The following is a 25426-nucleotide window of genomic DNA, read 5'->3' on the forward strand; positions in this document are numbered from 1 at the left end:
GCCGGAGCGCGCATCCGCGCCCGGGCCCGCGTGGTCTACACCAATCGGTGGTGTAGACCAGTTGTAGCACGGTGAGGGATAGATAAGGAACCTTCGATTTCCTGTGGTCTACACCACACTCGGCGTGTCGCCGCCCCCTGTCGGGCCCGCCGGACATCCGGACATGGCAAAGGCCCCCGGAACCGGTGGTCCGAGGGCCTTCGACGCGGGCCGAAGGGCCCGCCCGCCGTACGGGCGCCTACGCCTTGGTGTTCTCCGCCTGCATCGCCGCGATCTCCTCGTCCGACTCCCGCCCCGGCGTCGGAATGTCGAACTTCGTGATCGCGAAACGGAAGATCACGTAATAGACGACCGCGAAGCACAGGCCGATCGGGATGATCAGCCACGGCTTCGTCGCCAGCCCCCAGTTGATGACGTAGTCGATCAGGCCCGCCGAGAAGCTGAACCCGTCGTGCACGCCCAGCGCCCACGTCACCGCCATCGACACACCCGTCAGCACCGCGTGGACCACGTACAGCGCCGGCGCCACGAACAGGAACGAGTACTCCAGCGGCTCCGTGATGCCCGTGACGAACGAGGTCAGGCCCACCGACAGCATCAGACCGCCGATCTCCTTGCGCCGCAGCGGCTTCGCGCAGTGCGTCATGGCCAGGGCCGCCGCCGGGAGGGCGAACATCATGATCGGGAAGAAGCCCGAGAGGAACATGCCCGCATCCGGGTCGCCGTTCAGGAACATGTTGATGTCACCGTGCACGGTCTTCCCGTCCGGCGTGGTGTAGCTGCCGAACTGGAACCACACCGGCACGTTCAGGAACTGGTGCAGGCCGATCACCAGCAGCGCGCGGTTCGCGACGCCGAAGATGCCCGCCCCCCAGGAGCCCAGGCCCACCAGCCAGTCCGAGAAGCTCTCCAGCGCGTCACCGACCGGCGGCCAGACCCACAGGCAGATCACGGCGAAACCGATCGCCACGAAGGACATGATGATCGGGACGAGCCGCCGCCCGTTGAAGAAGCCCAGCCAGTCCACCAGCTTCACCCGGTGGTAGCGCTGCCAGAACCAGGCCGCCAGCAGGCCCATGATGATGCCGCCGAAGACGCCGGGATTCTGGTACGTGTACGAGACGAACGTGTCGTTCGGCCCCAGGCAGCCGCCGCCGATGTCCTTGGTACCCGCCGGGCACGGCTTCTGGAACGCGTGCAGCACCCCGCGGTAGACGAGGAAGCCGGTCACCGCCGCCAGGGCGGTCGAGCCGTCCGCCTTCTTGGCCATGCCGATGGCGACGCCGATGCAGAAGAGGAGGGGCAGGCCGAGGTCGGGGTCGAGCAGCGCGCCGCCCGCGCCCGCCATGATCTTGGCGACATCGTCCCAGCCCAGCCCCTTGGAACCGAAGACGTCCGGCTGCCCCAGCCGGTTCAGGATGCCCGCCGCGGGCAGCACGGCGATCGGGAGCTGGAGGCTGCGCCCCATCTTCTGCAGCCCCTGGAACAGCCCGTTCCACCACTTCGTCTCCGGCGTCGCCTGTGGCGCTCCTGCGGCGCTGCTCGCGCTCATCCGCGTCCTCCCTGACCGGCCCGTTTTTGGCTGTCGCGGCACGTGCGGCACACTGGTGTAGACCAGTTGTGGGGCAGGTTGCTGCTGATCGTCATGATTCGTCAGACAGTGGACGCGCGCCCGCGAAGATGGGCCAACCGTGCGTTACGGTGACGAAACGGACCGCATCGGTGCCGCCGAGACTCGTTCTTCGTATGACTCAGGGAGAAACACATGGCCACCAAGGCTGAGAAGATCGTCGCCGGGCTCGGCGGTATCGAGAACATCGAAGAGGTCGAGGGCTGCATCACGCGCCTGCGCACCGAGGTCATCAACCCCGACCTCGTCGACGAAGCCGCCCTCAAGGCCGCCGGCGCCCACGGCGTCGTGAAGATGGGCACGGCCATCCAGGTCGTCATCGGCACCGACGCCGACCCGATCGCCGCCGACATCGAAGACATGATGTGAGCCCTGACGCCGGCTCCCAGGGGAGCCGGGCGCACTGAAGCACCCCCGAGGACCCCGTACGGATGCCGCGCGCACCCGAACGGGGTCTTCGCCGTTCCCCCGCAGGGACTAGGCTCGACGCCATGTCTCGCATCGACGGCCGCACGCCCGAACAGCTCCGCCCGGTCACCCTCGAACGCGGATGGAGCAAGCACGCCGAGGGCTCCGTCCTCATCTCCTTCGGAGACACCAAGGTCTTCTGCACCGCCTCCTTCACCGAAGGCGTCCCGCGCTGGCGCAAGGGCAGCGGCGAAGGCTGGGTCACCTCCGAGTACTCGATGCTGCCCCGCTCCACCAACACCCGCGGCGACCGCGAATCCGTCCGCGGCAAGATCGGCGGCCGCACCCACGAGATCTCCCGCCTCATCGGCCGCTCGCTGCGCGCCGTGATCGACTACAAGGCCCTCGGCGAGAACACCATCGTCCTGGACTGCGACGTACTCCAGGCCGACGGCGGCACCCGCACCGCCGCCATCACCGGCGCCTACGTCGCCCTCGCCGACGCCATCGCCTGGGGCCAGAAGAAGAAGCTCATCAAGGCCGGCCGCAAGCCGCTCACCGACACCGTCGCCGCCGTCAGCGTCGGCATCGTCGACGGCGTCCCCCTCCTCGACCTCTGCTACGAGGAGGACGTACGCGCCGAGACCGACATGAACGTGGTCTGCACCGGCGACGGCCGCTTCGTCGAGGTCCAGGGCACGGCCGAGGGCGAGCCCTTCGACCGCAAGGAACTCAACGCCCTCCTGGACCTGGCCGCCGGCGGCTGCGCGGACCTCCAGGCCATCCAGCTGAGCGCGCTGCAGCTGGAACGGTAGGGCTGGAACCGCCGGGCTGGAACCGCAGGGCTGGAGCTGCCGGGCTGGAACCGCAGGGCTGGAACTGTAGGCGTCCGGTCCGGCGTCTGGCAGGGTACGGGCGCACGGTGTCGAAGCCGCGCGCCCGTCCACGTATCCACACCCCTGGGGGGACCGTAAACATGAAGCCCGGCAAGCTCCGCATAGCCGCAGTCACGCTGGCAGCCGCCCTCACCATCCCCGCCCTCACCTCCTGTGACGCGATCTCCACGGCGATGGACTGCGCGAACACGGCGGTCGCCATCACGGACGGCGCGAACGACCTCCAGCAGGCCGTCTCCAACGCCGGCAACAGCCCGCAGGACGCCCAGAACGCGCTCAACCAGATCGAGGCGAACCTCAAGAAGATCGGCGACCAGACGGACAACGCCGACCTCAGCAAGGCCATCAACTCGATGAACACGGCCGTCAAGAACGTCCGCACCGCCATCGAACAGGGCAACGCGACCCCGGACATCACGCCGGTCGCCGACGCGGCCTCCGAACTCTCGAAGGTCTGCACCCCCGGATAATGGGGCCATGACCTCGACGCCGCCCCGCCTCATCCTGGCCACCCGCAACGCGGGCAAGGTCGCAGAACTCCACGCCATCCTGTCCGACGCCGGCCTGCCGCACGAGCTGGTCGGCGCGGACGCGTACCCGGAGATCCCGGACGTCAAGGAAACAGGCGTCACGTTCGCCGAGAACGCCCTCCTCAAGGCCCACGCCCTGGCCCGGGCCACTGGCCTGCCGGCGGTCGCCGACGACTCGGGCCTCTGCGTGGACGTCCTGAACGGCGCCCCGGGCATCTTCTCCGCCCGCTGGGCGGGCCGCCACGGCGACGACAAGGCCAACCTCGACCTCCTCCTGGCCCAGCTCGGCGACATCGCCGACGAACACCGCGGCGCCCACTTCGCCTGCGCGGCGGCCCTCGCCCTCCCGGACGGCACGGAACGCGTGGTCGAAGGCCGCCTCCCGGGCACCCTGCGCCACACCCCGTCGGGCACGGGCGGCTTCGGCTACGACCCGATCCTCCAGCCGCTGGGGGAGACGCGGACGTGCGCGGAGATGACGGCGGAGGAGAAGAACGCGATCTCCCACCGGGGGCAGGCGTTCCGAGCCCTGGTCCCGTTCGTCCGCGCACTGCTGCGCTGACGCCGGGTATGCCTACGGCCGGTCACCTCGTACGATGACCGGCCGTTGCTGTGGGCCCGGTGGGACTCGAACCCACGACACACCGGACCTAAACCGGCGCCCTCTGGCCAGCTGGGGTACGGACCCGCCCGCTCAGCTTACTGGTCGGAGGGAGATCGTTGCGATGGGATGGCCGTCCTTGATCGCTTGGCGAAGGTCGGAGTCTGGCTGTGGCAGGAAGGACACAGATAGCGGAGGTTCTCCTGGCGATTGTCCAGCCGATCACCGTTCACATGGTCGATCTCCAGGACGAGCCGCCGTCCGCGCCACTCGTCCCCGGTCCCGCACTCCGCGCAGACGTGCGGCACCCCGAGGTCGTCGAGGGCTCGCCGCAGCATCGTCGTTTTGGTGCGCGCGGAGCCGGTCTCCAGCCGCCTCAGGATGTACGACGGCGGCATCCGCAAGGGGGAAGAGCGGCCGATGCAGTGCCCCTGGCCGGTGAAGTGCTCTGTCGACAGCCCGTATTCCTCGATGCTCCGCCTGGCTCTCGCCCGGCCGGCACCGTCAAGCGGGTGGCGACCGAGAGCGCGCATGACCCCCGCCATACTCTGCGAGTCGGCAACCGCAGGCCCGATCACCGTCAGATCGAAGAGACGGCGTCGCGAAGGGTCGTCCCGACGGGGAAAGTGCGAGGTGTCTATCCCGAACCGGTTGAGGAGCTTGGCGATATGGACGCGGGCGCTGTTGTACGGCTCGACGCCCATGTAGGCGAGCATGCCCTCGATGCTGTCGGAATGGGCGGCGGCGTCCCGGAGTCGCTCCTCCGTGTAGCGCTGGCGGACCCGCTCGGGCAGCGGCTCGTCGACGAAGTGGGACGTGTCGATGCCATAGTGGGCCAGCCTGTTCCGCAGGTACCGGCGAGGGCCGGCCAGGAGCGGGGTGCCGAGAAGCCTCATGAGGTCCACCAGGCTGGTGGCCTGCGGCGCGGTCCGGCTCAGCAGGTCCTGCGTGTACCTGACTTCGCTCATGCGGCCCGCCTCGCCTTGCGGCCGCGGTACGTGTCAGTGGCCGCATGGCAATTGGGGCACAGGAGGCGGAGGTTTTCGCGCCGGTTGTCCCACCACTCGCCGTTGATGTGATCGACCTCGTGCTTGAGCGGCCTGTCGTTCCATACCGGGCCCACGCCGCACTCGGCGCACTCCTCGAGAACGCCGGCCTTCAGCAGCTCTCGTCGTAGGCGCAGACCCGGAACCCTCCCGTCCTTCGGGTCTCTGACCGAGAGGACCGGCCCCAAAGCGCCCTTGGGGCGCCTTCGGCCCACGACGAAGTGTGAGGTGTCGATCCCGAGAGCCGCGATCCGTCGCGCGATGTGCGTCTGGTTGCCGCCGACATTGCTGATGCCGAGGCGGCCGATCACCTCCGAGAGGGACGTCGACTCGGCCACCAGCTCCCGGAGCCGCTCCTCCGAGTGGCGTGCCCACTTCGCGGGGAAGTGCGAACAGTCGATTCCTGCCTCTCGCATCTTCGCCCGCAGATAACGCCTGCTGCCGCTGGTCGGCGTGCCGCCGCACCACCGGACGGCGTCGTCCCAGCTATTCGTCTCGCGCGCTGCGGCTTCCAGCAGCTCACGGGTGTATCGGACTGCCATCACTTCCCCCCTGTCGGCCGCGCGTGCGGCCCTCGTACGGAGTAACGGACCGATAGTCGGACGGTTACGGGTGGCATCGTCCGATAAACGCGGCGGCCCGCACCGGATCATGGTGCGGGCCGCTTCGGCGGGAGGGCGGGGTCAGATGCCCAGGTCCTTGATGATCTTGGCTACGTGGCCCGTGGCCTTGACGTTGTAGAAGGCGTGTTCCACCTTGCCCTCCTCGTCCACGACCACCGTCGAGCGGATGACGCCCGTCACCGTCTTGCCGTACAGCTTCTTCTCGCCGAACGCGCCGTAGGCCTCCAGTACGGCCTTCTCCGGGTCGCCGACCAGCGTGACCTTCAGGTTTTCCTGCTCCCGGAACTTCGCCAGCTTCTCCGGCTTGTCCGGGGACACGCCGATGACGTCGTAGCCGGCCGTGGCCAGCACGTCCAGGTTGTCCGTGAAGTCGCAGGCCTGCTTCGTGCAGCCCGGGGTGAGGGCCGCCGGGTAGAAGTACACGATCACCTTGCGGCCCTTGTGGTCGGCGAGCGAGACCTCGTTGCCGTCCGCGTCGGGCAGGGTGAAGGCCGGGGCGGTGTCGCCCGGCTGCAGTCGCTCGCTCATGTCAAGAGTCTCCTCGGGAGGGCACCAGCATCGTTGTGCAACGAGACTAAGCTGACGATGAGTCCATGGGGCACTACGCCCCATGCGGGACACGACGAACGAAACGACGACGGAGGCAGCGCGGTGCCGGAAGCCAGGACCCCCGCACAGATCGAGGCGGACATCGTCCGCCGCCGCGAGCAGCTCGCCGAGACGCTCGACGAGATCGGCGTGCGCATGCACCCGAGCACGATCATCGGGGACGCGAAGGCCAGGGTCGCCTCGACCGTCGACCACACGGCCGGGCGTGCCTTCGCCGCCGTGAACCGGTGCGTCAGCGACGTGCAGGCGGGGATGCGCGACGAGAACGGCGCCCCGCGCCTGGACCGGATCGTGCCCGTCGCGCTGGTCGCCGTGGGCCTGGTCGGGCTGATCGTGGTGTCGGCGCGCCGTAGGCGGGGATGACCCTCCGGAGTACAGGGCGGGCGCGGGCAGGTAAGTTCGAGGCGTGAGCGAGAACACCACCCACGACAAGCTGCCCATCCGCATGCTCCACGACCGCGTGCTCGTGAAGTCCGACCTGCCTGAGGGCGAGCGCCGCTCGGGCGGCGGGATCCTGATTCCGGCGACGGCCGCGGTCGGCAAGCGGCTGGCCTGGGCCGAGGTGGTCGCGGTCGGGCAGAACGTACGGTCCGTCGAGCCGGGCGACCGGGTGCTGTACGACCCCGAGGACCGGGCCGAGGTCGAGGTGCGGGGGGCCACGTACGTGCTGATGCGCGAGCGGGACCTGCACGCGGTGGCCGCGGAGCGGCTGGAGGGGTCCACGGACTCCACCGGGTTGTACCTGTAGGCGGAAACGTAGGCGGAAGGGGCCGGTGATCGAGATCACCGGCCCCTTTCGTGCTGCTTTGCTACGGTGGAGGAGAACCCCGACGAGACGCGCCGTACCGGGTCAAGGACAAGACGACGCACCCCCGTACCGCTCGATTTCTCGTCGTCCCGGAGGTGCCGTCATGGCATGGGTTCTTCTTCTCGTCGCAGGCCTGCTCGAGGTCGGCTGGTCGATCGGCATGAAGTTCACCGAGGGTTTCACCCGGCTGTGGCCCAGTGTGTTCACGGGTGCCGGGATCGTCGCCAGCATGGTGCTGCTGTCGTACGCCGCGAAGACCCTCCCCATCGGTACCGCGTACGGGGTGTGGGTCGGCATCGGCGCCGCCGGTGCGGCCGTGCTCGGTATGGCGGTGCTGGGTGAGCCCGTCACCGCCGCCCGGATCTTCTTCATCAGCCTGCTGCTGGTGGCCGTGGTGGGGCTGAAGGCCACCTCCGGTCACTAGGCGGCAGGGACAGGGTCACTCCAGGAACGCGGACGGCGGGGGGCGGCGGGCCGCTGCCCCCGCTCCCGCGCCTGTTCCCGCGTCGGCGCCGGCGTCGGTGCCCTGGGTGGTGCCGCCCTGGGTGCCGGTGGTGGTGCCTCCGTTGTTCTGCCCGCCCTGCGTCTGGCCCCCGTTGTTCTGGCCCCCGTTGTCCTGGCCTCCGTTGTTCTGGCCGCCCTGGTTCTGGCCGCCGTTGTTCTGCCCGCCCTGGTTCTGGCCGTTGGTCGCGTTCGGGGGCTTGGGCCGGTTCGGGCGGCCAGGGCGGCTCGGGAAGGGTTCCTCCGGGGTCTCCTCCTCCGGTGCGGTCGGCTCGAAGCTGGGCGAGGGCGGGGGCGGGACCGCGCCCGGCTGGAGTTCGAGGTCGAAGTCCTCGGGTTCGGTGCCCTCCAGGGCGGTCTTCGTGTAGGCGGCCCAGATGCGGGCCGGATAGCCGCCTCCGCCGATGCGGGCTTCGCCGAGGGCGCCGTAGAGGGATTCGAGGGTTCCGGTGTCGGGATCCTGGCCCATCATCGCGACGACCGTGACCAGGTTCGGGGTGTAGGCGGCGAACCAGGCCGAGCGGTCCAGTTCGGCGGTGCCGGTCTTGCCGGCCGCCGGGTGGCCGGCGGCGAGGGCCGCGGTGCCGGTGCCGTTGTCGACGACGCTGACCAGCATGGAAGTGGTGGTGTCGGCGGACTCGCGGCTGACGGCCTGGGTGCGGGGGCGCTCGGGGAGGCCGATGGTGTCGTCCTCCTTGGTGATCTTCTCCAGGAAGGTGTACGGGGTGCGGTGGCCGTGGTCGGCGAGGGTGGCGTACGCCTGGGTCATGTCGAGGACGCTGGCCTGCATGGTGCCCAGCGCCATGGCCGGACCGAGGACGAAGTTCGGGGTGTCCTCGGGGATGCCGAGGTCGACGGCGGTCTTCTTTACCTTCACCGTGCCGACGTCGACGACCATCTGGGCGAAGACGGCGTTGACGGAGAGGTCGGTGGCGGTGTTGACGGTGATGTTCCCGTAGGAGACCTGGCCCTCGTTCTCGGGGGCGTAGGGGACCCGGCTGCCGACGACGCGGCGCTTGTTGTCGCCGTTGTAGATCGTGTACGGGGTGATGCGGCGGCCGTCCTGGGTGCGGGAGTCGTTCTCGACGGCGGCCGCGAAGACGAACGGCTTGAAGGTGGAGGCGACCTGGTAGTCGTGGCGGGTCGCGTTGTTCACGAACTGCTTGGTGTAGTCGATGCCGCCGTACATGGCGACGACCTTGCCGTTGGAGGGGTCGATGGAGACGCCTCCGGCGCGCACGTAGCGGTCGGCCTTGCGGGTTTCCGGTTCGAGCTTGCTGATGACCTGGGTGTTGACGGCGTCCACGAAGGCGTTCTGGCGGCGCCTGTCGATGGTGGTGGTGATCCGGTAGCCGCCTTCGGCGAGGGTCTTCTCGTCGAGGATCTTGTTGTCGGTGATGTAGTCCTTGATGGCTTCGACGAGGTAGCCGCGCTGACCGGACAGTCCGGCGGCGGGGCGGACCTTGCCCGGTTCGGGGAACCTGGTGGCCGCGCGTTCGGCGGCCGGCATCCAGTCCTTCTTGACCATGCCGTCGAGTACGTAGTTCCAGCGGGCGAGTGCGCGGTCGCGGCTCTGGGGGTGGGAGACGACGTCGAAGGCGCTGGGGGAGTTGAGGAGGGTGGCGAGGTAGGCGCCCTCGGCGGTGGTGAGCCTGCCGACGTCCTTGCCGTAGTAGGCCTGGGCGGCGGCCTGGATGCCGTAGGCGTTGCGGCCGAAGTAGCTGGTGTTGAGGTAGCCCTCGAGGATGTAGTCCTTCGACTTCTCGCGACCGAGTTTGATCGCGATGAAGAACTCCTTGACCTTGCGTTTGATGGTCTGTTCCTGGCCCAGGTAGTAGTTCTTGACGTACTGCTGGGTGATGGTGGAGCCGGACTGGGTGCCCTTGCCGGTGGCCGTGTTCCAGGCGGCGCGGAGCATCGCCTTGGGGTCGACCGCCCGCTCGGAGTAGAAGTCCCGGTCCTCGGCGGCGAGTACGGCTTCCTGGACGGTGCGGGGGATCTGCGAGAGCGGGACGTTGACGCGGTTGACCTCGCCGTCGCGGGCTAGCTGGGAGCCGTCGGAGTAGAGGTACACGTTGGACTGGGCGGTGGCGGCGGAGTTGGCGGGCGGGATGTCCACCAGGAGGTAGCCGGCGACGAGGGCGCCGCCGAGCAGGAGGGCGAGGAGGAGTACGGCGCCCAGGAGCATGCGCCAGGTGGGGAGGAGGCGACGCCGGCCGGTGCGTTGGCGGCGGGGCTTCCCGCCGGGTCTGCCGCCGGGCCCGCCGCCGGGCTGCGCTCGTGTCGGCCGCGGTGGCTGCGGCGGCTGCTGTTGTCCGTCGGGGGAGTCCGGGTCGCGAGGGGTCCAGCCCGGGGGTGGTGACTGGTCGCTCATCTCCAGGGACTCCTCGACGCCGTTCGAAATATCCACTTCTGTACCTCGTTGTGTCTACCCGATGGCCGGTGATTCCGCTCCGGACGGGCGTAAATCGGTCGCGTGGATCGCCCCTCCGCACTAAGCTCGCGCGCTTTGGCCGACGTAGGAACGACCTGGGCATGGGAGGGATACGGTGCGTCAGCGAGTGGGCCTCTACCTGGCGGTGGCCGCGGGCGGGTTCCGGCGCTACGCGACGTACGGGACGGCGACCGCGGCCGGGGTGTTCACCAACACCGTCTTCGGTTTCATCGTCGCGTACACGTACATCGCGCTGTGGGACGAGCGTCCCGGCCTCGGGGGGTACGACCAGGCGCAGGCCCTGACCTTCGTGTGGGTGAGCCAGGCGCTGCTGGCCGCCGCGGCGTTGCTCGGCGGCGGTTTCCAGGAGGAGATCCAGGAGCGCGTCCGTACGGGTGACATCGCGGTGGACCTGTACCGGCCCGCCGACCTCCAGATGTGGTGGCTGGCCTCGGACTTGGGCCGGGCGGGCTTCCAGTTGGTGGGGCGCGGGGTGCTGCCGGTGGTGGCGGGTTCGCTGGTCTTCACGCTGGCGCTGCCCGGTGATCCGGTGCGCTGGGCGTTGTTCCTGGTGTCGGTCGGGCTCGGGCTGGTGGTGAGTTTCGCGGTGCGCTATCTGCTGGGGCTGATGGCGTTCTGGCTGATGGACGGGTCGGGGATCAACCTCGTGGCGACCGTGGTCACGATTTTCTTCTCGGGGATGCTGTTGCCGCTGACCGTCTTCCCGGGCGGCTTCGGCGAGTTCGTGCGGGTGCTGCCGTGGTCGGCGATCCTGCAGGTCCCGATCGACGTGCTGATGGGCCGGCACGCGGGGGCGGGGAGCGTGGTGCGGGCGCTGGGGTTCCAGGCCGGCTGGGCGGTCGTACTGCTGGGCGTGGGGAGGGTGTTGCAGTCGGCGGCGACGCGCAAGGTGGTGGTGCAGGGTGGCTGAGACGGCGCTGGTGGAGCGGGAGCCGGAGCCGGGGCCGGGGCCGGGATCGGGATCGGGGTCGGGGTCGGATCCGGACGGCGGGCGGGCCGCGGCGGGTTCCACGCCCGGGGAGCCTCGGCGGCGCGGCCGGGCGGTGGAGGGGGTGCGGGGCTACGGGCTGATCGTGCGGATGTGGATCCGGTCGACGATGACGTACCGGACGTCCTTCCTCCTGTCAGTCTTCGGGAACGCGGCGATCACCCTCCTCGATTTCGTCGCGATCTCCATCATGTTCTCCCACGTGGACGTGCTGGGCGGTTTCACGCTGCCCGAGACCGCCCTGCTGTACGGGACGGCCTCGGCCTCCCTGGGCCTGGCGGACCTGCTGATCGGCAATACGGACCGCATCGGGGTCCGGATCCGGGACGGGTCGCTGGACACGATGCTGGTGCGTCCGGTTCCGGTGCTCGCGCAGGTGGCGGCGGACCGGTTCGCGCTGCGCAGGCTGGGGCGGGTGGCGCAGGGGCTGGGGGTGCTGGGCTGGGCGCTGTGGCAGTTGTCGGCGGAGCTGGACTGGACCGCGGGCAAGGTGCTGCTGGTGCCGGTGATGATCGTGTCGGGGGCGGGGATCTTCGGTGCGGTGATGGTGGCGGGGGCGGCGTTCCAGTTCCTGGCGGGGGACGCGGCGGAGGTGCAGAACTCCTTCACGTACGGCGGGAACACGATGCTGCAGTACCCGCCGACGGTGTTCGCGAAGGACCTGCTGCGCGCGGTGACCTTCATCGTGCCGCTGGCCTTCGTCAACTGGCTGCCCGCGCTGTACGTGCTGGGGCGGCCCGACCCGCTGGGGCTGCCGGGGTGGGTCGCGTACCTGAGCCCGCTGGTGGCCTTCGTGGTGTTCCTGCCCGCGTCGCTGGCGTGGCGCGCGGGTGTCCGTTCGTACCGGAGTACGGGGAGCTAGCTGTGCGGGATGCGCGAGACGTGCTGATCTCATTGGACGGGGTCGAGAAGGTCTTCGAGGTGAGGCGCCGGGTGGGCCCGCTGCGCCGGGAGAAACGCCAGGTCAGGGCTGTGGACGGGATCAGCTTCGAGGTGGCCCGCGGTGAGGTGGTCGGTTACATCGGGCCGAACGGTGCCGGGAAGTCGACGACGATCAAGATGCTGACCGGGATCCTGACCCCGAGCGGCGGCCGGCTGCGTGTCGCGGGCATCGATCCGGCGCGGGAGCGGATGCGGCTGGCGCACCGGATCGGAGTGGTGTTCGGGCAGCGGACCACACTGTGGTGGGACCTGCCGCTGAGGGACTCGTACGGGCTGATGCGGCGGATGTACCGGATCCCGGAGGCGCGGTTCCGGGCGAACCTGGAGCGCTGCGTGGAGCGGCTGGACCTGGCGGATCTGCTGGAGGTACCGGTGCGGCAGCTGTCGCTGGGGCAGCGGATGCGCGGGGACATCGCGGCGGCGCTGCTGCACGATCCGGACGTGCTGTACCTGGACGAGCCGACGATCGGCCTGGACGTGGTGAGCAAGGCGAAGGTGCGGGGGTTCCTGCGGCAGTTGAACGAGGAGCTGGGCACGACGGTGCTGCTGACCACGCACGACCTCCAGGACATCGAGCAGCTGTGCGAGCGGGTGATGGTGATCGACCACGGGCGGCTGATGTACGACGGCCCGCTGGGCGGGCTGCACGCCGCGGGTTCGGTGGCGGAGGCCGAACGGACGCTCGTGGTCGACCTGGAGCGGGAGTTCGCGCCGATCGAGGTGGCGGGCGCGCGGGTGGTGAAGGTGGAGGGCCCGCGGCAGTGGCTGGCGTTCCCGGCGGGGGCGTCGGCGGCGCCGCTGGTGGCGGCGGTGGCGGCGGAGTACCCGTTGGTGGACCTGTCGGTGCGGGAGCCGGACATCGAGGACGTGATCGCGCGGATGTACGCGGGGCGGGGGTGAGGCCCCCCGGGGCGGGACGTAGGGGGAAATCCGGGGTCGGCCTCCGGGTACAACTCCGGGTCCACCCCGTACTGCTGGCGCCGATCCCTGCATAGTCTGGTCCGCATGAGTGAGGACGAGCGGCCGGGGAGGCCGTTGCCGGAGCTGAGGGCGTCCGATGCCGACCGTGAGCGGGTGGTGGAGCGACTGCGGGACGGCCTGGCCGAGGGCCGGCTCGACATGGAGGAGTTCGAGGAGCGGCTGGAGGCTGCGTACAAGTCGCGTACGTACGCGGAACTGGAGCCGCTGACACGGGACTTGCCGGCGGTGGGCGCGGCGGCGCCGGTCGCGGGCCCGGTCGCGGTCCCGGGCCCGGGACCGGGCTCCGGTACGGCGTGGCCGTCCCGCATCGGGGGCGCGGGGACCTCCTCGACGGCCGTGGCGATCATGTCGGGCTTCCAGCGCAAGGGCCGGTGGACGGTCCCGGCGCGCTTCGACGCGGTGGCGTTCTGGGGCGGCGGGGAGCTGGACCTGCGGGAGGCGGACTTCGCGCAGCGCGAGGTCGTGATCAACTGCGTGGCGATCATGGGCGGCATCCAGATCATCGTGCCGCCGGGCGTGGCCGTGGACGTGCGGGGCATCGGCATCATGGGCGGCTTCGACCAGCGGCTCGGCGGCGAACGGGCCGACCTCGACGCGCCGCGAGTGATCGTGACGGGCTTCGCGTTCTGGGGCGGGGTGGACGTCAGGGTCAAACCCCCGAAGACACCGAAGCCGCCGAAGGCGCCGAAGCGCCTGGATGGCGAGGGCCCGTCGCTCCGCAAGGAGCTGTAGCCCCGCCGGGTGTTCCTGGGCCGGGGGTGGAGTGGCCGGTGCGGCGCCGTTTCGGGGGCTCCGCCCCCGCGCCCCCGCGCCTCAATCGCCGGCGGGGCTGGGGTGTGGCTGGGCCGGGGTGGAGTGGTCGGGGCGGTGCCGTTGCCGGGGCTCCGGCCCGGACCCCGCGCCTCAATCGCCGGCGGGGCTGGGGTGTGGCTGGGCCGGGGTGGAGCGGTCGGGACGGTGCCGTTGCCGGGGCTCCGCCCCGGACCCCGCGCCTCAATCGCCGGCGGGGCTGGGGTGTGGCTGGGCCGGGGTGGAGTGGTCGGGGCGGTGCCCCTCCGGAGTGACTCCTCGTCGTCGCGCCTGCGGCCGCAGTGCGATGGGGAGGGTGGTTGCGCGCTCCTCCTGCGGGGACCCTCCTGCGGGTCCCCACCCCGACCACTCCACCCCGGCCCAGGGGGCGGTGACCCCTCCCCCCGGGCCCCAGGGGTGGGTGCTGACGGGTGAACCCCTACACCCGCCCCAGGGCGGCTGGTGCCAGGTGACCCCTCCACCCTCGCCCCAGGGGGTGGAGGCTTCGCCCCAGGGGTGGTGGCAGGTGTGGGGGGAGCGGGGGCGCGCAGGGGCGTCCCCGCAGGAGGAGCGCGCAACCTCGTTCAGCGGTCTTGCTGCGGCCGCAGGCGCGACGACGAGGAGTCGCCCCGGAGGGCCGCCGCGGACCGACCCGCACGATCGAAGCCCCCGGCCCAGGAAAACCAAGCCCCTCCGGCGATTGAGGAGCGGGGCCCGGGGCAGAGCCCCGGATCTTTGAGGGGAACGTGTCCCCTCGCGGGAGCGAAAGGGCGTGGCGGGAACTCCCCGGGCCTCCCAGGAGTCGGATGCTATGCAGACAAAACCGGCGCCCCCGGGGGAAGGCAGGAGCACGTGACGAACCGCACCACAGCCGGAGGCGAGAACAACGGCCCCGACTGGGGAAACGGCCCCGGCCCGGGGAACGGCACCGGCCGGGGGAACGGCACCGGCTGGGGGAACGGCACCGCCCCGGGGGACGGCCCCCGCCCGGGGAACGGCACCGGCCGGGGGAACGGCACCGCCCCGGGGGACGGCCCCCGCCCGGGGAACGGCACCGGCCTGGGGAACGGCACCGGCCCAGGGACCGGCCCCCGCCAGGGAACCGGCACCGACCCAGGGACCGGCCCCCGCCAGGGAACCGGCACCGGCCAAGGAATCGGCACCGCCCCAGCAACCACCCCGCCCGGTTTCGTCTTCAGCGCCGCCGACGAGGAGCGCCGCCGCGGTGTCCGCCGGATGAAGGCCACCGCGACCGGCCTCCTGTTGCTGGTCGCGCTGGTCTACGTACTGGCCAAGATCGCCACGCACGCCTGGGGCGCCGGCGCCTGGGCCGGCTACGTCGCGGCCGCCGCCGAGGCCGGCATGGTCGGCGCGCTCGCGGACTGGTTCGCCGTCACCGCCCTCTTCCGGCACCCCCTCGGCCTGCCCATCCCGCACACCGCGATCATCCCGACCAAGAAGGACCAGCTCGGCGTCTCCCTCGGGGAGTTCGTCGGCGAGAACTTCCTCTCCTCCGACGTGGTCAGGGCCCGCCTCCACGCCCTCGGTATCGGCGGCCGCCTCGGCGCCTGGCTGGCCGAGCCCGCCCACGCGGACCGCGTCACCGCGGAGCTCGCCACCGCCCTGCGCGGGGCGCTGACCGTACTGCGCGACTCCGACGTGCAGGCGATCGTCGGCGAGGCCGTCACCCGCCGCGCCGAGACCGCGGAGATCGCCCCGGGCATCGGCAAGACCCTGGAGAAGATCGTCGCGCAGGGCGGCCACCGCCGCGCCGTCGATCTGATCTGCGCCAAGGCCCACGACTGGCTCGTCACGCACGAGGGCTCGATCACGGACGCCGTCCAGGGCGGAGCCCCCGGCTGGACCCCGCGTTTCGTGGACCGCAAGGTCGGCGAGCGCGTGTACAAGGAGCTGCTCCGCTTCGTCACCGAGATGCGGGACATGCCGCAGCACCCGGCGCGCGGTGCGGTGGACCGCTTCCTGACGGACTTCGCGGCCGACCTCCAGTCGGACACCGAGACCCGTGTGCGCGTCGAGCGCCTGAAGTCCGAGCTGCTCGCCCGCGACGAGGTCCAGGACGTGATCACCTCCGCCTGGACCGCCATCCGTACGATGATCATCTCGGCGGCGGAGGACGAGCGCAGCGAACTGCGCCTGCGCGTCCGCTCCTCCCTCATCTCCCTCGGCACCCGCCTGGCCACCGACGGCCGCCTCCAGTCGAAGGTGGAGGGCTGGATCGAGGGCGCGGTCGTCTACGTGGTCACCACGTACCGGACCGAGATCACCTCGCTGATCACGGACACGGTCGCCGCCTGGGACGCCGAGCACACCTCCCGCAAGATCGAGGCCCACATCGGCCGCGACCTTCAGTTCATCCGCATCAACGGCACGGTGGTCGGCGCCCTGGCAGGCCTCCTGATCTACACGGCCTCCCGCGCCCTGGGGGCGTGATCCGGGAGCGGCAGCTCCAGTTGGGCGTGTCCGCGGGCCGTGACGGACGCCGGCGCGGAGCGCTCCGTACCCAGTTGGAGAAGTGCCCGCAGCGCGGCGATCACCTCCTCAGGGGCGTCCCGGAAGATCGCGGGGGTGGTGCTGGCGACCAGTACGCCGTGTGCCTCCAGCCGCAGGCGCCGCCGCAGGGTCGCCTGCCAGGCGTCGCGGGTGTAGTGGTACTCGGCGGAGTCGATCTCCAGCGCCACGCCCTCGTCCGGCCAGTACGCGTCCGGGCTGGCGAGGAAGGCGCCGTCCGGGCCGTAGAGGCGGGCGTTCCAGAGCGGGGCGGGCAGGTCCGTCGCGGTCAGGGTGTCGCGGGCCCGGCCCTCGGCGATGGAGCGCACCCCGGCGACCAGTTCGGAGGCGGCGGCCAGGACTGCGGGGCGCCGGTGGAGACGGGCCGCACGGAGTTCGGCGTGCAGGTCGTGCGGGTGGCACCAGCCGCCCTGGACGACGTTGGCCAGTACGGAGCGCACGAGACCGGCGTCGTCCGCCCGGGCCGCGAAGTCCGCCGCGGCCCGGACCGGGCGGGTGCAGGGCACGCCGGAGACGGTGATGGTCGCGGGCCAGCGGGTGGTGGAGCCGATCCGCACCCGGCCGGCGGCGACCACCGAGCGCGGGGAGCGGACGAGGACGTCCAGCGGATCCGGCGGGGCGTCGCGGATCCCCAGGAGCGCGAGCGCGGCGCCGCCGGTGAGCGCGGCGGTGGCTCCGGTGAGGGGATCGGCCGTCGGGTGGGCGGAGTACAGGACGGCGGCCAGCGCGTGCTGCCTGCCGTCCGGGGGGCCGGTCTGCAGCAGGTAGACCCTTGGCAGGAGCCGTTGCCAAGGCCCTCCGGGGCGGCTGCGTCCGGTGATCGTCCCGGACGGGATCCCGGCCCGCCTGAGCTGCTGGTAGGTGGCCATGTTCAGCTGGCGCTGCGCGATGCGATTGATCATGGGCCGGGTATGCCCGGCCGGGGAGGCGCGACACTCAGGCCGAGGGGTGGTCCGGGGCGAGGAAGACGACGACGGCGTTCCCGGTCCCCTCCAACGGCGTGACCTCGTGCCAGCCGAGGCGCCGGTAGGTGGCCACGGTGTCGGTGGCCGCGCGGGCGGTCAGCAGCCACGCGCGGGATTCGGGGGCATCGGCGGTGATCTCGGCGAGGAGGGCTCGCCCGGTGCCGTTGCCGCGCGCGTGGGGCCGTACGGCGAGCTCGTCGATCTCCAGCGCCCCGACCAGGAGCTCTTGCACGCGCCGGTGGCCGAGCTGTGCGGCCACCCGGCCGTAGCCGCGGTCCGTGGGGAAGGCCTTGGGCGTCAGCCAGGCGGTGGCGAATCCGTCGATGCCCGCGGCGGACTGCACGAAGGCGGCCCGGAAGCCGGCGCGACGGCTGTCGGCCTGCAGCCGCCCCGCGAACTGGCGAATGGTTTCTTCGTCCTCGTTCCAAGGCGGAGCGGAGAAGACCTCGCCGTAGGCGTCGGCCAGTTCGTCGGTGAGATCGAGGACGGCCGATCCGTAACAGATCACGTTTGCAGCTCCTTGGGCCGGATGGGGTGGCTCTGGTCATATCGCCCGTCTCCAAGAGCGAATGTACGCCGGGGAGGTTCCGAAAACGCCGGGTCCGCAGATCCGGAGGGTGTGCGACAAATCCGACTTCCGTGCGTCCTCGGGCCCCACCCGCATCGCCGTACCGCGCCGCGCCGTTGAACGGTCGCGAAGCACCCTCACCGATGAGCACGGACCGGAGCCGGCGGCATGCCCAACACCTTCTTGAACAAAGCGCTGGTCGGACTGGCGGGCTGCGCGGTGTCCTTCTTCATCATCCTGGGGGTCCTGGCGGCGCTCCCGCCCTCCGTCCGCCACGCCCTCCCCGACGGCGTCCTCGGCGGCGCCGTCATCACCCTGGGCCTGGCGGGCGCCCGCCTCACCAGACGCTCGCGCTAGCCTCGACCCATCGCAAACCCGTACGAACGACCGGAGGCACGAACATGGCCCGGATCCCCACCGCCGCCCTGGCCGCAGGCGGCCTTCTCGGCGGCTACGCCACCGCCCGCTGGACCGGCAAGCGCCCCCTGGGCGGCGTGGTCCTCGCGGCCGCGGGCACCGCCGCGGCCCGCGAGTGGCACCGCCGCACCTCCCCGACCACGACGGCCCTCCTGGGCACGGCCTACGTGGCGGCCTTCGCGGGCTCCCACCCCCTGGCGAAGAAGATCGGCGCCTGGCCGGCGGTCTTCACGGCGGCGGCAGCAATGGCCGCGGCAACGTACGCCGCGGCGGACCGTTGAATCGCGGGGGTAGAACCGGGCAGGACGGTTAGCCCGCGGCGATAGCCGAGTACGTCCAGACGTCCGCAGGGATCTCGTGGTGGAGTTTCCAGACGATCCCCATGGGGTTGCTGCCCTTGTGCTCGACGTACTCGGCGGGGCCGAGGAGCATCCAGGGCTGTGGGCCTGAGATGTCCGTCCTCTTGTACCGGCGGACGAACAGCAGGACGTGGGAACCCCGCTCCACGTGAGTCTGGTACCGGACTCCTGTGGGCGAGGTCTCGGACGTCTGGTTCTGGGACTCCCAGTGGAACTGGTACTCGCTCATCGCGTAGTCCTTGTAGCGAGTCAGCGGTGAGAAGTCCTTCTCGTCCTTCTCGAGCGTGATCAACAGGGCGTCCGTCTGGATGTTCTCGCACCACTTCACTCCCTCGCGGAAGTGGCCGGGCATGAAGCCGCCGACGCTCGATTGCCCCAGGGCAGGGAGGATTTCCTCGCGGCTGTACGAGGCGTGGATCGTGAGCGGGAGGCCGGCGTGGTCCCCGAGCATGGGCACGGGAACGTGATCCACATCCGCGAGTACGTGGGCAAGGACCTGGCGGAGCTCGTTTCGGAAGGCCCGCTGGGGTCGGAGGCTGTCGAAGCCTTCCTGGTAACTGGTGAAGCCGCCGAGTGGCCACAAGGAGAAATAGAGCATTCGGGCGTACGCCTGATGCTGCTCATCGATCTCGTCGTACGCAGGGGCGTCGTCTTCCAGGAGTGCCGTGTACGCAGCTGCGCGGACCGGGTCGTCGACGTGCAGGAAGGCGGACACCCGCTTCAGGAGGGTCTCCTCACCTGCGGGGGCAGGCGAGTCGATCAGCTTGGCGCGGCGGAGCAGGCCCGTCCACGAGTTGCCGTTGCCGCGGTAGATCTCCTTGATCTCACGTCCGCTTTCGGTGAGGTATTCCGAGAGGAGCGGCTGTGCGTACGAGGCGACCTCTCGGGCCAGTTGCGTCACGTTGATGCCGATTTGAGTGCGAATGTTCTCGATGATGAGTTCTTTGGCCTTGGGTTCGAGAATGATCTCGCACCCGGACGGCAGTCGAGGGAAGTCCTGCTCGATGTTGGCGAGTAGTCGGTTGCGCGTCAGATTGGTCAATGCGCGGAACGGCACCTCGAATCGGAACTCCTTGCGGTGCTGTCCGATGAAGTCCAGGACGGTCAGCACGGCTTTTCCTTCGGTGCGTCGCAGCCCGCGCCCAAGCTGCTGGAGAAAGACGGTCGCGCTTGACGTGGGTCGCAGGAGAAGGAGGGTGTCCACGTCGGGGATGTCCAATCCCTCGTTGAACAGGTCGACGGAGAAGATCACTTGAAGTTCGCCTGATCGAAGCCGGTTGAGGGCGGATTTGCGTTCTTCTTGGCGTGACTCGCCAGCCAGCCAGGTTGCGTTGAGTCCAGCTCGCTGGAAGAAGTGGGCCATGAATTGTGCATGTGCGACCGTGACGCAGAACCCGAGCGCACGCATGGACCCGGGGTCCGTCACCTTGTCACGGACCGCCTTGACGACCAGCCGTGCGCGAGCGTCGTTGCCGGTGAACAGGGAGCCCAGTGCGTCCCTGTCGTAGGCCCCGCGCTTCCATGCGACCGCGGTCAGATCTGTGGTGTCGGTGATGCCGAAATAATGGAACGGGCTGAGCAGGTCGTTTTCGAGAGCCTCCCAGAGCCGCATCTCCGCAGCGATGCGGCCACCGAAGAACTCGTCTTGGATTTTATAGCCGTCCGTGCGCTCCGGCGTGGCCGTCAGGGCCAGGAGTTCCATGGGCTTGAAGTGGTCGATGAGTCTGCGATAGGTGTCGGAAGTTCCGTGATGGAACTCGTCGATGACGATCACATCGAAATGGTCCGGGGGGAACTGGTCCAGTCCTCGGGAGCTGAGTGACTGAACGCTAGCGAAGACGTGGTCCCATTCGCGGGGAATGATTCCGCTGTGAAATTCTTGGCCGAAGTTCGCGTCGACCAGAACATCCTGATAGGTGCGGAGGGACTGGCGCAAGATCTCCTGGCGGTGGGCGACGAAGAGGAGGCGCAGGCTTCTTCCGTGCTTCTGCACCAGATGCTTGTAATCGAGGGCGGCCATCACAGTTTTGCCCGTTCCGGTCGCCGCCACGAGCAGGTTTCGGTGCCGGTCGTGTACCTCGCGCTCGACTTCCAGCCGTTCGAGCATGTCCCGCTGGTGGGGGTAGGGGCGCACGTCCAAACCGGAGAGGGTGATCCTTCGGTCGGTAGCAGTGCTCGTGCCGTGGCTGGCCTGGCTGAGTGCGTCCTCGAGGCGTTCGCCGTCCCGGTCCGGGTCGTAGCTCTCGAAGGCGGCTTCGTTCCAGTACGAGTCGAAGGTGGCCTCGAATTTGTCCAGGACCGCCGGCGTGGCAGTGGACGACAAGCGGACGTTCCACTCGAGCCCGTCGACAAGTGCGGCCTTCGAGAGGTTGGAACTACCGACGTAGGCGGTGTCGTAGCCACTGTTTCGACGGAACAGCCATGCCTTCGCATGGAGCCGCGTGGAGCGGAGTTCGTAGTTGACCTTCACCTGGGCGTTGAAGTCACGCACGAGCCGGTCGAGAGCTCGACGCTCAGTGGCTCCGATGTAGGTCGTCGTAATGACGCGTATCGGCACGCCTCGATCACGGGCAGCCTTCAGCGACTTCTCGAGTACCCGCAGGCCATGCCATTTCACGAAGGCGCAGAGCAGATCGATACGGTCCGCAGTGGCTAGCTCCGCGCGGAGTTCAGACCCGAGACTCGGGTCCTCGGGTGAGTTGGTTATCAGCGAGGTCTCGGTGAGCGGGGTCGACGGGCGGACGCTGTAGACGTCCGGCGTCTCTTCTTCTGCAATGGCCAGCAACTCGCGCGGCCCGGCGGCGATGAGATCGACCGCCTGGGGCGCGCCCTCGATGGTCGTCAGTGAGGACAAGATGTGGTTGGCGGCGATGAGTTGTTCTGCAGGAGTGAGCTCCTGAAGGAGGCGTCGGACCGTCCGTGCGATGTGGCGCGTCAGGACGTGCGGGGTGGATCCGTCTCGTACCACTCCCTCAGTGGAGTGCCACCCAGCGTCGCGGAGCTCTTCGAGGCGCCGTTCGAGGCGGCTGGTGATCAAGGTCTCGTACAAGCCGGCAACCGGTGTCGCGTTGGGGGTCAGTTCTTCGGACACCGGCGGACTCCTCGTCTCCTTGATCACTGCTGCGGTAGTTGTATCAAGGGCGACTGACGGAGGCGTGTGGGGCCAGAGAGGCAATCGTTCATTTCCGGCCAAGTCTGGTCCGATTTTGATTGACTTCTGGGCGAATGTGTTCGGGTCTGCCTAGCTTCGCGATGTGACCATGAGGGAATTGCTCATCGAAGTGGCGCAGAAGTATGACCGGGAAGCCGGATGCGGACGAGGCGTGCCGGGCCAGGACCTGCTCCGGAGCGTTGCTGTCCGTGAAGGCTTGCCGCTGCCGGAAGGGTGGGTGGTGAGCGGCCACGGAGGTGTCGGCGGAGCTGCTAGTGCTCCATGGATCGGAATATTCGATCCCGAAATCAACCTCAAGCCGCAGCGCGGCCTCTACCTCGCCTACATCTTCAGCACGGACCTCTCCTCGGTGACCCTCACCCTGCAACAGGGCGTGAGTGACCTGGAGAAAGCGATCAAGGAGAGGAAACCTTTCCTCACCCACCTGGAACGGCAGGCGGCCCGGTTGTACTCGGCGCTGCCCCCTGGAATCGCGACTGACTGGGACCACCGTCCTTCCTTCGGCGGCGGGCGCGGTTCACGTCCTGAATCGTACGAAGTGGCCAGCGTGGTGGCACGGCGCTACGAGATCAGTGAGATGCCACCAGAAGACGTACTCACGCGTGACCTGCACGTCGCGGCCAGCCTGCTCCAGCGAGCTGACGCGGCGCATCGGTCCCTCCGCTCCGCAACTGACGAGGAGATGCGAGGCGCAGATCCTTCGCTCGTCGATCCTCTGGCCGGCTTCAGGCCGAGGAGTAGCCGTGGCTACGTCGCGAACATCGCCGCCAAGCAGCAACGGAAGAACCAGCACCACGAGGCCCTCATAGAGGCTTTCGGCGCCTACATCCAGACGCGGGGCTACAGGCCCACGAACCTAGGAGTTCACCCCAAGGACCTATTGCTGCACCAGCAAGGCGCTGACGGCGAAGGAAGCCCCGAATGGCTGGTGGAGGTCAAGGTGGTTGCTCAGGGGAACCCCACGGCAGCCGTACGTGGAGCCGTGGGGCAGCTGCTCGAATACAGCTACTTCTGGTACCGGGAGCTGCAGCGACCAGCCCCTCACCTCCTGGCACTGTTCACCGAAGACATCCTGGCGTACGCCCCCTACCTCGAAGCGCAAGGGATCGCGTCCATCTGGCGCGCCGGTGACGGATGGGCTGGGTCCCCCACTGCCGCTGCGTGGGGAATGGTCGACTGAGGGCGAGGCAATCGCGTGGGTCCCCCGCCCCCTGCTCCCGGCCGCCGAGCCCTCAGCCCGACTCGCCGGCGTGGCACTCCGCGTACGGCTTGCCCGAGGTGCACCAGCAGGGGGCGTTCGGGGTGGGGGGCCAGGGGGTGGCCTTGCCTCGGGCCGCCAGGGTGGTGGCGTATTCGGCCAGGAGGGACGGGGAGGCCGGGGAGGTTTTCTCCGACGCCGCGAAGGCCTCGTACGACGGGACGCTCGCCGTCACGATGCCGAGGTTCGTGGTGCCCGAGGCGGCCAGGGCGCGGAGGGAGGACTCGATGTCGCGCAGGTGGGCCTCGTGCGACGGGTACTCGGCCGACAGGGTCGGGTACGAGGTGAGGAGCTCCGCCAGTTCTCGGGCCGGCCAGTGCAGGATCGCCACCGGGAAGGGGCGGGAGAGGGCGGCTCGGCGGTCGCCCAGTTCGGCGCGGAGGCGGGCGATCTCGGCGCGGAGTTCGGCCGGGTCGTCGGAGCCCAGGGCCCAGATGCGCTTCGGGTCGTGGAGTTCGTCGAGGGGGATCGGGCCGATGTGGCGGGTGTCGGCGACCATGTCCCAGTCGTCGTGCGGGAGTCCGAGGAGGCGCCGGACCCGGTGGCGGCCCGTCAGGAGGGCCGTGGTGGCGGGGGTGAGGGGCTCGTCCTCGGTGATGAGGAGGGTCGCCGCCTCGGTGAAGCAGTCGTGCGCGGCCTGCAACTCGTCGTGGGCCTCCAGGGATTCGGCGATGATCTCCCAGGGGGCCGGGTCCTTGGGGGCCGCCGCGCGGATACCGGTGATGAGGGCGCGGGCCTCCGGCTCGTGGCCGTACTCCCAGAGGTTCGCGGCCTGCAGGGCCTTGATCAGGTGGGGGTCGGCCGGCGAGGTGGCGAGGAGTTGGTCGTACAGCGCGCTGGCGCGGTCCCGGGCGTCGCCCAGTTCCAGGTGGGCCGCGGCCTGGAGGAGAAGGGGCTCCTGGTCCTCGGGGTAGCGGGTCGCCGTGCGGATGAGGCGCTCGGCTTCGGCGATGTGCTCGGCAGGCGTGTCAGGGCGCATGGTTGACACCGTACTGCCGCTGGTCAGTTGGCGGGGGAAGACTTAAGGTGCCGCCCGTGCGAGATCGTGTGGATCGTGTGCCCGTGGTGGTTCAGGGAGGCGGCCGGCGGGTGGGCCGGGCCGGGCTCGCGCGGGTCCTGTGGGTGGGGGCCGAGGCGATCACGACGGTGGGGGTGCTGGTGGCGTTGCTGGTGGTGCACCAGGTGTGGTGGACCAACCGGCAGGCCGTGGCCGACGCGCGCGAGCAGGTCCGGGCGTTGGAGGGGACGTGGGGGGACACCCCGTCCGTGGGCGAGCCCTTTCCTGGGTCGTCCACGTCCTCCGTGTCTGAGTCTGATTCGTTTGATCCGTCTGATGCGGGTGGTCAGGGTGGGCGTGGGGCTTCCACGCCCGGTCCTTCTTCTTCCGCTTCCGGTTCCCGTGAGGGGGCCGCGGTCGGTGCGGCCCGGGACCGGGCGTACGCCGTGCTGCGCGTTCCGCGGCTCGGGCTCTCCGTGCCCGTCGCGCAGGGGGTCGACAAGCGGGCCGTGCTCGACAAGGGGTACGTCGGGCAGTACTCCGGCAGCGCGCAGCCCGGGGCGCAGGGGAACTTCGCGCTGGCCGGGCACCGCAACACGCACGGTGAGCCCTTCCGGTACATCAACCGGCTGCGGGCGGGCGACGAGCTGATCGTCGACGTGCGGGGGCGGAGGTACACGTACGTGGTGGGGCAGGTGCTGGCGGAGACGACCGAGCGGGACACCGGGGTGATCGCGCCGGTGCCGCGGAGCATCGTGAAGCCGGGGTACGGGTACAGCGAGCCCGGCGCGTACATCACCCTCACCACGTGCACGCCCGAGTACACCTCCAAGTACCGGCTCGTGGTGTGGGGAACCCTGGTTGTCGGTGGGGGCCGTTAGTATCGATCAACAGTGCTGGACCTTGTGCGGGTGTTCGGTCGGAGGGGGTGGTGAGGGTGGCTCGGCGACGACGCGAGGGTGCGCGCTCGCTCTCCTTCCTCCTGTTCTCCCGGACTTCGCGGGTACTGGGCCTGCTCCTTCCGCTGGTGCTGCTCGGGGGAGTGCTCGGGCTCTTCACCGGGGACAGCGGGCTGGCGGGTGTGGTGGTCGCCCTCGCCGTGACCGTGGCCGTGGGCGCACAGGCGCTGGCTGCCGTCGCGCGGCTCGTGCGGCCCGTGGCGCCGCATCGAATACGGACGAAGATCCGTGACCGTGAGCAGCGCACGGCGTTCCTGCCGCAGCGCGACCCGGATGCGTCGGGCCGGTCGCGGCCCAGGGCGCCGGGCCGTCTCGTCCTGACGGCCGCGTAGGGGCGCCATCCTCTTCCGCTGACTGGGTTCTGTTGTCGCCCCTCGTGGGTCGTCACGCCGGAA

The 25426-nt window shown here is 69.9% G+C and carries 26 protein-coding genes, 1 tRNA gene and 1 riboswitch; of the genes, 17 read left to right on the top strand and 10 right to left on the bottom strand.

The genetic code is table 11. From position 1 onward, the window contains the following. Positions 1-238: 238 nt before the first annotated feature. Complete coding sequence (locus ACZ6Y1_RS24195) at positions 239-1552, bottom strand: PTS transporter subunit EIIC (protein ID WP_469633402.1); 1314 nt, start codon at positions 1550-1552, stop codon at positions 239-241. 213 nt (positions 1553-1765) lie between these two features. On the opposite strand from ACZ6Y1_RS24195, the gene ACZ6Y1_RS24200 reads away from it, so the two are divergent. From ACZ6Y1_RS24200 to rdgB, 4 genes are all read left to right on the top strand, one after another. Then, positions 1766-1999, top strand: a complete 234-nt coding sequence (locus ACZ6Y1_RS24200; RefSeq protein ID WP_030009027.1) for a PTS sugar transporter subunit IIB — start codon at positions 1766-1768, stop codon at positions 1997-1999. A gap of 122 nt (positions 2000-2121) precedes the next feature. After that, positions 2122-2853: a ribonuclease PH gene (gene rph / locus ACZ6Y1_RS24205; RefSeq protein WP_469633406.1), complete on the top strand. Its 732-nt coding sequence runs from the start codon at positions 2122-2124 to the stop codon at positions 2851-2853. 161 nt (positions 2854-3014) lie between these two features. Further along, positions 3015-3404 carry a hypothetical protein gene (locus ACZ6Y1_RS24210; RefSeq protein ID WP_469633409.1) on the top strand — a complete coding sequence of 130 codons (390 nt, stop codon included), beginning with the start codon at positions 3015-3017 and terminating at the stop codon, positions 3402-3404. 7 nt (positions 3405-3411) lie between these two features. Further along, positions 3412-4026: an RdgB/HAM1 family non-canonical purine NTP pyrophosphatase gene (gene rdgB / locus ACZ6Y1_RS24215; RefSeq protein ID WP_469633412.1), complete on the top strand. Its 615-nt coding sequence runs from the start codon at positions 3412-3414 to the stop codon at positions 4024-4026. A 51-nt stretch (positions 4027-4077) separates the two neighbouring features. On the opposite strand, the gene ACZ6Y1_RS24220 is transcribed toward rdgB, so the two are convergent. From ACZ6Y1_RS24220 to bcp, 4 genes are all read right to left on the bottom strand, one after another. Continuing rightward, positions 4078-4152 (bottom strand) — tRNA-Leu (locus ACZ6Y1_RS24220). A gap of 11 nt (positions 4153-4163) precedes the next feature. Then, a complete protein-coding gene (locus ACZ6Y1_RS24225) occupies positions 4164-5033 on the bottom strand; it encodes an HNH endonuclease signature motif containing protein (protein WP_469633415.1) in 870 nt (289 codons plus the stop codon). Beyond that, entirely contained in the window at positions 5030-5653 is a 624-nt protein-coding gene (locus tag ACZ6Y1_RS24230; RefSeq protein WP_469633418.1) for an HNH endonuclease signature motif containing protein, read from the bottom strand. Before ACZ6Y1_RS24230 ends, ACZ6Y1_RS24225 begins: the two co-directional genes overlap by 4 nt. 141 nt (positions 5654-5794) lie before the next feature. Next, positions 5795-6262, bottom strand: coding sequence for a thioredoxin-dependent thiol peroxidase (gene bcp, locus ACZ6Y1_RS24235; RefSeq protein ID WP_469633421.1), 468 nt, complete (start codon positions 6260-6262; stop codon positions 5795-5797). Positions 6263-6385: 123 nt separating this feature from the next. On the opposite strand from bcp, the gene ACZ6Y1_RS24240 reads away from it, so the two are divergent. From ACZ6Y1_RS24240 to ACZ6Y1_RS24250, 3 genes are all read left to right on the top strand, one after another. Continuing rightward, positions 6386-6706, top strand: coding sequence for a DUF3618 domain-containing protein (locus ACZ6Y1_RS24240; protein WP_469633423.1), 321 nt, complete (start codon positions 6386-6388; stop codon positions 6704-6706). A 43-nt stretch (positions 6707-6749) separates the two neighbouring features. Continuing rightward, complete coding sequence (locus ACZ6Y1_RS24245) at positions 6750-7091, top strand: GroES family chaperonin (protein ID WP_376655616.1); 342 nt, start codon at positions 6750-6752, stop codon at positions 7089-7091. A 55-nt stretch (positions 7092-7146) separates the two neighbouring features. Then, positions 7147-7214: riboswitch (guanidine-III (ykkC-III) riboswitch) on the top strand. A 40-nt stretch (positions 7215-7254) separates the two neighbouring features. Beyond that, positions 7255-7575, top strand: a complete 321-nt coding sequence (locus ACZ6Y1_RS24250) for a DMT family transporter (RefSeq protein WP_249766201.1) — start codon at positions 7255-7257, stop codon at positions 7573-7575. Positions 7576-7590: 15 nt separating this feature from the next. Here the strand turns inward: ACZ6Y1_RS24250 and ACZ6Y1_RS24255 are convergent, their stop codons facing one another. Next, on the bottom strand, positions 7591-10026 hold the full coding sequence (locus ACZ6Y1_RS24255; protein WP_469633579.1) for a transglycosylase domain-containing protein: 2436 nt from the start codon (positions 10024-10026) through the stop codon (positions 7591-7593). Between the two features lie 175 nt (positions 10027-10201). On the opposite strand from ACZ6Y1_RS24255, the gene ACZ6Y1_RS24260 reads away from it, so the two are divergent. From ACZ6Y1_RS24260 to ACZ6Y1_RS24280, 5 genes are all read left to right on the top strand, one after another. Beyond that, positions 10202-11017, top strand: a complete 816-nt coding sequence (locus ACZ6Y1_RS24260) for an ABC transporter permease (protein WP_469633427.1) — start codon at positions 10202-10204, stop codon at positions 11015-11017. 169 nt (positions 11018-11186) lie between these two features. Further along, positions 11187-11957, top strand: coding sequence for an ABC transporter permease (locus tag ACZ6Y1_RS24265; protein WP_469633583.1), 771 nt, complete (start codon positions 11187-11189; stop codon positions 11955-11957). A gap of 2 nt (positions 11958-11959) precedes the next feature. Further along, positions 11960-12937, top strand: a complete 978-nt coding sequence (locus tag ACZ6Y1_RS24270) for an ABC transporter ATP-binding protein (protein WP_469633430.1) — start codon at positions 11960-11962, stop codon at positions 12935-12937. 105 nt (positions 12938-13042) lie between these two features. Further along, the gene (locus tag ACZ6Y1_RS24275) at positions 13043-13750 is read left to right on the top strand and encodes a DUF1707 SHOCT-like domain-containing protein (RefSeq protein ID WP_469633434.1); all 708 of its coding nucleotides are present in this window, start codon (positions 13043-13045) and stop codon (positions 13748-13750) included. Between the two features lie 909 nt (positions 13751-14659). Then, positions 14660-16258 (top strand): DUF445 domain-containing protein, encoded by a 1599-nt coding sequence (locus ACZ6Y1_RS24280; protein ID WP_469633437.1) that lies wholly within the window; start codon positions 14660-14662, stop codon positions 16256-16258. On the opposite strand, the gene ACZ6Y1_RS24285 is transcribed toward ACZ6Y1_RS24280, so the two are convergent. Both ACZ6Y1_RS24285 and ACZ6Y1_RS24290 read right to left on the bottom strand, forming a co-directional pair. After that, positions 16228-17238 (bottom strand): type IV toxin-antitoxin system AbiEi family antitoxin, encoded by a 1011-nt coding sequence (locus ACZ6Y1_RS24285; protein WP_469633440.1) that lies wholly within the window; start codon positions 17236-17238, stop codon positions 16228-16230. The two genes, ACZ6Y1_RS24280 and ACZ6Y1_RS24285, sit on opposite strands and share 31 nt — an antisense overlap. 34 nt (positions 17239-17272) lie before the next feature. Continuing rightward, entirely contained in the window at positions 17273-17809 is a 537-nt protein-coding gene (locus ACZ6Y1_RS24290) for a GNAT family N-acetyltransferase (protein ID WP_469633443.1), read from the bottom strand. Positions 17810-18037: 228 nt separating this feature from the next. Between ACZ6Y1_RS24290 and ACZ6Y1_RS24295 the strand changes: the two genes are divergently transcribed. Further along, the gene (locus ACZ6Y1_RS24295; protein WP_469633446.1) at positions 18038-18226 is read left to right on the top strand and encodes a hypothetical protein; all 189 of its coding nucleotides are present in this window, start codon (positions 18038-18040) and stop codon (positions 18224-18226) included. A gap of 44 nt (positions 18227-18270) precedes the next feature. Then, on the top strand, positions 18271-18567 hold the full coding sequence (locus ACZ6Y1_RS24300) for a hypothetical protein (protein WP_469633449.1): 297 nt from the start codon (positions 18271-18273) through the stop codon (positions 18565-18567). Positions 18568-18595: 28 nt separating this feature from the next. On the opposite strand, the gene ACZ6Y1_RS24305 is transcribed toward ACZ6Y1_RS24300, so the two are convergent. Next, the gene (locus ACZ6Y1_RS24305) at positions 18596-21736 is read right to left on the bottom strand and encodes a DEAD/DEAH box helicase (RefSeq protein WP_469633452.1); all 3141 of its coding nucleotides are present in this window, start codon (positions 21734-21736) and stop codon (positions 18596-18598) included. 169 nt (positions 21737-21905) lie between these two features. Between ACZ6Y1_RS24305 and ACZ6Y1_RS24310 the strand changes: the two genes are divergently transcribed. Beyond that, positions 21906-22997: an MrcB family domain-containing protein gene (locus tag ACZ6Y1_RS24310; protein ID WP_469633585.1), complete on the top strand. Its 1092-nt coding sequence runs from the start codon at positions 21906-21908 to the stop codon at positions 22995-22997. Between the two features lie 52 nt (positions 22998-23049). On the opposite strand, the gene ACZ6Y1_RS24315 is transcribed toward ACZ6Y1_RS24310, so the two are convergent. Beyond that, a complete protein-coding gene (locus ACZ6Y1_RS24315; protein WP_469633455.1) occupies positions 23050-24054 on the bottom strand; it encodes a tetratricopeptide repeat protein in 1005 nt (334 codons plus the stop codon). Positions 24055-24248: 194 nt separating this feature from the next. On the opposite strand from ACZ6Y1_RS24315, the gene ACZ6Y1_RS24320 reads away from it, so the two are divergent. Both ACZ6Y1_RS24320 and ACZ6Y1_RS24325 read left to right on the top strand, forming a co-directional pair. Beyond that, on the top strand, positions 24249-24953 hold the full coding sequence (locus ACZ6Y1_RS24320; protein WP_469633588.1) for a class E sortase: 705 nt from the start codon (positions 24249-24251) through the stop codon (positions 24951-24953). Positions 24954-25009: 56 nt separating this feature from the next. Then, positions 25010-25363: a DUF6412 domain-containing protein gene (locus tag ACZ6Y1_RS24325; protein WP_469633459.1), complete on the top strand. Its 354-nt coding sequence runs from the start codon at positions 25010-25012 to the stop codon at positions 25361-25363. Positions 25364-25426: the final 63 nt, after the last annotated feature.

It is taken from the genome of Streptomyces sp. NPDC053432, from assembly GCF_055585365.1.